Origin of the sequence: Duganella violaceipulchra, from assembly GCF_019166075.1 — a bacterium.
GTDB classification, from domain to species: Bacteria; Pseudomonadota; Gammaproteobacteria; order Burkholderiales; family Burkholderiaceae_D; genus Rugamonas; species Rugamonas violaceipulchra.
This window is the reverse complement of sequence record NZ_JAHTGR010000052.1, coordinates 1-6,306: the sequence shown is the minus strand read 5'-3', so window position 1 is coordinate 6,306 and position 6,306 is coordinate 1. Positions and strand designations below refer to the sequence as shown.

Genomic DNA, 6,306 nt, shown 5'->3' with positions numbered 1-6,306 from the left:
CTGACGGGTCGCTCACTCAAAATACTGACAGGCCACTACTTGCGTAGCGCCTATTTCATTACTTCTTGTGAACATTTGATATTTTAAGTATCAGCAGGACTAGCCTGCTGTGCACTTTCATCAAACGCCCACACTTATCGACTGTAAATTTTTAAAGAACTTCAATTCGGTACTGCTTGCTTGCTGCGGAGCGTTGTGTCCGTCAGCGAAGAAGAAAGAGTATGAAGCGTTTAGATCGTTTCGTCAACCCCTACTTTTTCCCAGCTCCCCGCTGTTCTCTGCATTTGCATGCACCGTTTTGCGGGGAGGCGAACTATAGCAAAGCCCCCTCCCTATCTGCAAGGCCTTTTTTCGAACTGCTACAATCGCGCCCTTTATGTACACGGCAGGTATGCACCCAATGACCAACCACACCATCAAACGCGGCGGCTTCAGCTCCAGCTTCGGCGTACTCGCGGCAACGCTGGGTTCGGCCGTAGGCCTTGGCAATATATGGAAGTTCCCTTATCTGACCGGCGCCAATGGCGGCGCCGGTTTCCTGCTGATCTATCTGCTCGCCACCCTGGTCATCGGGCTGCCCGTCATGATCGCGGAGATCACGATGGGCCGCGCGGCCAAGGCAAATCCAATCACGGCACTGCAAAATCTCGGCCCGAAAAAAGGCCTGCCATGGTGGCTGGTGGGCGCGGCCGGCATGGCGGCGGCCTTCCTGATCCTGTCCTTCTATTCCGAAGTGGTGGCCTGGGTATTCGCCTACGTATTCAAGGCCATCGGCGGCTCCATCCTGAGCAGCGACCGCCACGTTACCGAAGGCGCTTTCAGCGCGTTGATCGCCGACCCGGTGCAATCGCTGTTGTGGCAATGGAGTGTGCTGGCCTTCATCGGCGGCATCTTGCTGATGGGCGTCACCAAAGGCATCGAGGGCATCGCCAAGAGGCTGATGCCCATCCTGTTCCTGCTGTTGCTAATGCTGTGCGCCGTCAGCCTGTCGCTGGACAAGGCCGTCGATGGACTGGCCTTCCTGTTCCGCCCCGACTTCAGCAAGATCACTGCGGGCGTCATCCTGACCGCTATGGGCCTGGCGTTCTTCAAGCTGTCGCTGGGCATGGGCACGATGATGACCTACGGCTCCTACTTCCGCGACGATCAGAATATTCCCCAGACCACGCTGCGCGTGATGGCCGCCGACCTGTGCGTCTCCATGTTGGCGGGCATCGCGATCTTCCCTGCGGTGTTCACTTTCGGCTTTGAGCCGGCGGCCGGTCCGGCCCTGGTGTTCATCACCATTCCCGCCGTGTTCTCGCAGATTCCCGGTGGCCAGTTATTGATGATCGCCTTCTTCGTGCTGGCATCGGTGGCTGCCACGGGCGCGATGCTGTCGCTGATGGAAGTGCCGGTCGTGATCCTGCACGAACGTTTCGGCCTTAGCCGCGCGAAAGCCACGCTGCTGACCATCTCCGGCCTGATGCTGCTCGGCTCCAGCTGCGCCTTGACCAACAATGTGCTGGCCGATTTCAAGCTGTTCGGCATGAATATGTTCGACTTGTTCGACTTCGTCTCGTCCAACGTGCTGCTGCCGCTGGGCGGCATCTTGCTGGCTGTGTTTGTGGGCTGGGTTTGGGGCGCGGACAAGTTCGGCCAGGCGCTGTCGAACCAGGGCACACTAGGCAACCGGACCACGATACGCATCGTCTTCTTCCTGCTGCGTTATATCTCGCCGGTCCTGATTCTTTTGGTAATGTTGAAGGGATTGAATTTGTTATAGGCGCAACGGTCTCGCTCTTTTTTCACCGCCGCCGTAGCAGTATGCATATACTGTCTTCACCGTGAATATCCTCAGGCTGCATGATGAACCAGAGCGAGATCCCCGTAGTGCCGATGCCGACGATACTGATCGTCGACGACTCTCTTTCCTATCTGGCGGCGCTGCTGGACCGACTGGAACGGCATGGCTTCATGATCGTGCTGGCCCAGACCGCGGCCGAAGGTTTGATGCGCGCCGAATTCGCCGAGCCGGATCTGATCCTGCTCGATGTCGTCATGCCTGGCATCGACGGCTTCGAAGCCTGCCGGCGCCTCAAGGCCTGCAAGGCCACCAAGGATATCCCTGTCATCTTCATGACTGGCCTGACCGACCCCAAGCAAAAAGTCACCGGCTTCGATGCCGGCGGCGTGGACTACATCACCAAGCCATTCCAGATCGAAGAGGTGCTGGCGCGCATCAATACCCACCTGGCGCTGCGCCGCGCCAACCGCGAATTGCAGGACATGATTGCCACGCTGGACAAAGCACGCGCAGACCTGGTGCGCAACGAACGCCTGGCCGGACTGGGCGCGATGGTAGCCGGCATCGCGCACGAATTGAATACGCCGATCGGCAACAGCCTGATGGCCTCCACCACGTTTGAAATGCAGACCGACGATATCACCCAGCATCTGACGCGGGAAGGCGGCATCAGCCGCAAGGAATTTGAGAGTTACATCCAGAATGCACAGCTGTCGGTGGATATCCTGAGCCGCAATCTGCATCGCGCCGCGGATATTGTCACCAACTTCAAACAGGTGGCGGTCGACCAGACCAGTTCGCAACGACGCAGCTTTTTATTGGCCGAGGTGGTGGCCGGCAATGTGCTGACATTGCAGCCCACCATCAAGCGCACGCCCTTCGTGATACAGCAACGGATACCGCCGGACCTGATGATGGAAAGCTACCCAGGCCCCATCGGCCAGGTGATCTCCAATCTGATCAACAACGCCATCCTGCATGGGTATGAAGGCCGCGGTGACGGCCTGATCGACATCTCGGCCAGCCTCTCGCCGCAGGGCCTGGTGACGCTGTCGGTTGAAGATCACGGCGTCGGCATCAAGAAGGACTACCTGTCGCGCATCTTCGATCCCTTCTTCACCACCAAGCTGGGGGTGGGCGGCTCCGGCCTGGGCCTGAATATCGTCCACAACATCGTCACCGAAATCCTGGGCGGCACCATCGACGTCGTTAGCGAGACCGGCGGCGGCACCCGGTTCACCTTGACGCTGCCGATGCTGGCGCCGACGCGCTAGCGCCGGCGCCATGCATGCTTATTCCTGCGACCACAGCGACAGCGCGCCAAGCGCAGCCGTGGAGCTGGAGGCCGTACTTGCGCCGACAGCGGCCGTGACCGTCGGCATCTCCGGCGGGATGCTGATGTGCGACATCGTCCGGCTGACAATCGCATACTTGACCGAGCCGTCTGCCTTGGCATAGCGGTAAGCGCGCCAGGCGAGATCCATGACCCTCAGGCTGCCAGGCAGTACGCCGTTCAATGCGGTCTGCACCGAGGCGACCGGATACACCTTGCTGCCGCTTGCATCGGTCACCGTCGCGGCGCCCTCTGTATCGAACACAATATTTTGCGTGGTCACGACCCCGCAATCCTCACGGTAGGTAGACAGCGTCTGCCCTGCCAGCTCCTTGGCGTTGGTAACCATCTGCGCCGCATTCAGGACCAGCATGTCCGTTGATTTGTTGCGGACGACGTCGCTAGTCGATTCAGCTGCGGCCTGGCACAACATCAGCATCATCGGAGCAGTGCCATCGGGCTGGGCCGCAATCGTTGCCGAGGCGACGATGGGTGCGTCATATACCACGCTGAGGCTGCTCGATCCAGGGACTTTGGCGTAGCCAATCTGGCGCTCGCCCAATCCGAACGCCAACTTGCCGCTAGGGACGGGAATCGTGCCGCGCCCGAACGACAGCCAATACCGCACTGGCGTCGCGATCTCGGTGTAGACGTTCTGGAAGGCGGTGTAACGTAGCAAGCTGGTCTGGGCGATGTCCTGGGCGATCGACTGCACCGCCGCATCAATCACCGCCTGGTACGCCACCAGATCGGTCGCCGCATTGACCTGGGCCAGCAAGTCGGTGCCAATGACGCCTTTGGGCGACGTATCGGTCAAGCCGGCAGCGGTCAGCGCGGCTGTGAAGCGCGTCGCCACCTCGTTCTTTTTTGCCAGCGCCGTCTGGTCGCCGCCTTGGGCGCCGACCAGAATGGCCAGGGCTGCAAATGAGCGGGTAATCGCCTGCCTATCCAACGCTGCCACCCAGAAATTCTGGCGCCCACCGTCGACGTAGCGGCCGAATAAATTGATATAAACAGTATTGATGAATTCGGCGTTGGTGCCGGCGTACAGGTCGGACGCTTCCGTGCCCCGTCCAAATCCATCGAGCACCGATTTGACGGTGGCATTGCTGCCGTAAGCATCGTATAAGGCGGACGTGGTGGCAGGCAGATTGAGGTTTTCAAAGACGCCGGTCCAGAAAGCCAGGCCGCCGCTGTCAGGGACGCGGCCGTAATAGGCCAGATAGAGCGCCTGGACCAGCGCGGCATGCGCGGAAGCGGTCGGTGGCGCGGTTGGTCCGGCGGAGCCCATGCGCAAGGCTGCAGTGCGCGGAGCGGTACTGTCCACATTCGAACCACCGCAGGCGGCCAGCAAAGCGGCGATCAGGCTAAAGGAAGCCCATTGTAGTTGGCGTTGCATGATTGTCTCCCCATTAAATAATTACCAAATAGTACACGTTAACTATTTTTAATGGCGCAAACACAAGTATCAAGTTCGGTCTGAATAATTCAAAAATCACCGTAGGCTGAGACCCGGCTGCTGGCGATAGCTGTCGCCAGCTTCGTCAAACAAGAGCGCGGAAGCCATATGCCGTGGCGATGCAAGGTGCAACGATGGCAACCAAGCGGCGATGAAGGCGAAGAAAAGCCGCAGCTTCCGCAGAATCATCCGCAGGTTGTGTCCGCAGCCGCACAGCAGCGCGTTGAAGGCATCGCCGTGCACGCCCTGAAGCCAGTTACGCCGTAGCCTGCCGTCGTTCTTCATATGCCCGATGGCCGGTTCGATGGCACTGCGACGCCGGATGTCACGGCGTAGACGCGGTGTGATGTCGCGCTTGAGCTTGTGGTGATACACCTTCGTGCCCTGTTGCACGTCGGCGCCGCGATAGCCCAGGTCCACAAACACTTCCTTGGGCTGGCACTCGGTGAGGATCGCCACTTGCTCCAGGGTTTCGTACAAGGTGTGGCCGTCGTAGGGATTGCCCGGCATGCTACGCATGCCCACCACCAAACCTTCCTTGTGCGTGGTGGCGATCGAGACCTTCACGCCGAATTCGTAGGGCTGCCGCGTTTTGCCCTTGGCGATGCACTCGGTCTCGGGCGCGTGCAGGCTGTAGAGTTTGTTCTTGTCGCGCTGCTTTTGCGTCAGCAGGCGTTCGACTTTCGCCAGCAATTGGCAGCCGCGCTGCTGGAGCGCTTCGGGCGCCTTGCCCAACTGACGTTCCACATCGCGCCAGACGCGCCCCACCACCGTCTTGAGTTTCTTCAGGCTGGCGCGCATGCGCTTGTACTGCTTGGCATGAGCGTAGCGGCCTATTTGCACGGCCAGCTTGGGCGCCTGACGGTTGTAGTTCTGGCGCAGCGTCAGACCGGCCTCGGCGGCCAGCTTGACCAAGTGCCGCCTGGCTAGCTCCAGTAATTTGCTGTCGGTCGGGTGGGCGATGGCCTTTTCCTGCACGGTGCTGTCGACGATCACTTTTTGGAAGCTCTGGCGCTTGACCACCTGCGCCGATTCCGCCGCCTTGATGGTCTGCGTCAGCATCCATTCCAAGCCGGCCTCGCCGATGCGTTTGCGCCAGCGCGTCAACGAACTGGGATCGATCGGCGGACGGTGCTGGAACCAGGTTTCGCCGCAGAACAGCTGCCAGTATGGGTTCTCGACCCAGCCCCACACCACATCTTCATCCGACAACGCGAACGTGTGCTGCAGGTACAGCAGACCGGCGATCATCCGGGTCGAAGTGGCGGGACGGCCACGTGAAGAAGGGAAATGGCCGGCCCATTCGCGCTCGAACACGGTCCAGTCGATGTGGGTGGCCAATTGTGCCAGCGGGTGCTTCAGATCGACCAATTCGTCCAGGCGTTGGCGGAACATGTCTGCGCTTTGCGGTCCAGCTGGCTTCGGTCCCATTCAGGCCTCTGAAATTTGCAAGGAATTGCTATCCATTTTAGCGAAAGCTTGCAAATCCCAGCTACTGTTTTTCGCATTTTCGCATGCAGAATCAAACGGTTAGGGTTTGTTCAGACCGGACTATCAAGACGAAAAAAAGCCCCGACCAAATCATTGGAAGGGGCTTTTTAGTATAACTAGCCTGACGATAACCTACTTTCACACTGGTTGCAGCACTATCATCGGCGCAAAGTTGTTTCACGGTCCTGTTCGGGATGGGAAGGGGTGGGACCAACTTGCTATGGTCATCAGGCATTG

Annotated in this window: 4 protein-coding genes and 1 rRNA gene; 2 read left to right on the top strand and 3 right to left on the bottom strand. The window is 59.4% G+C overall.

What is annotated here, in order from left to right; translation table 11 throughout:
• Nucleotides 1-400: 400 nt before the first annotated feature.
• Nucleotides 401-1,765, top strand: a complete 1,365-nt coding sequence (locus KVP70_RS32790; protein WP_217946622.1) for a sodium-dependent transporter — start codon at nucleotides 401-403, stop codon at nucleotides 1,763-1,765.
• 80 nt (nucleotides 1,766-1,845) lie between these two features.
• On the top strand, nucleotides 1,846-3,060 hold the full coding sequence (locus tag KVP70_RS32785) for a sensor histidine kinase (protein WP_229225254.1): 1,215 nt from the start codon (nucleotides 1,846-1,848) through the stop codon (nucleotides 3,058-3,060).
• Between the two features lie 18 nt (nucleotides 3,061-3,078).
• Here the strand turns inward: KVP70_RS32785 and KVP70_RS32780 are convergent, their stop codons facing one another.
• The 3 genes from KVP70_RS32780 to rrf form a co-directional block, all read right to left on the bottom strand.
• The gene (locus KVP70_RS32780) at nucleotides 3,079-4,518 is read right to left on the bottom strand and encodes a DUF4214 domain-containing protein (RefSeq protein ID WP_217946620.1); all 1,440 of its coding nucleotides are present in this window, start codon (nucleotides 4,516-4,518) and stop codon (nucleotides 3,079-3,081) included.
• A gap of 96 nt (nucleotides 4,519-4,614) precedes the next feature.
• Nucleotides 4,615-6,009, bottom strand: coding sequence for an IS5 family transposase (locus KVP70_RS32775; RefSeq protein ID WP_229225253.1), 1,395 nt, complete (start codon nucleotides 6,007-6,009; stop codon nucleotides 4,615-4,617).
• Between the two features lie 179 nt (nucleotides 6,010-6,188).
• Nucleotides 6,189-6,301, bottom strand: a 5S ribosomal RNA gene (rrf, locus tag KVP70_RS32770).
• Between the last annotated feature and the right edge of the window lie 5 nt (nucleotides 6,302-6,306).

What these genes read in the sequence shown, in the direction of transcription:
- KVP70_RS32790 (WP_217946622.1), top strand. Translation starts at nt 401, where the DNA reads ATGACCAACCACACCATCAAACGCGGCGGCTTCAGCTCCAGCTTCGGC.
- KVP70_RS32785 (WP_229225254.1), top strand. Translation starts at nt 1,846, where the DNA reads ATGATGAACCAGAGCGAGATCCCCGTAGTGCCGATGCCGACGATACTG.
- KVP70_RS32780 (WP_217946620.1), bottom strand. Translation starts at nt 4,518, where the DNA reads ATGCAACGCCAACTACAATGGGCTTCCTTTAGCCTGATCGCCGCTTTG.
- KVP70_RS32775 (WP_229225253.1), bottom strand. Translation starts at nt 6,009, where the DNA reads ATGGGACCGAAGCCAGCTGGACCGCAAAGCGCAGACATGTTCCGCCAA.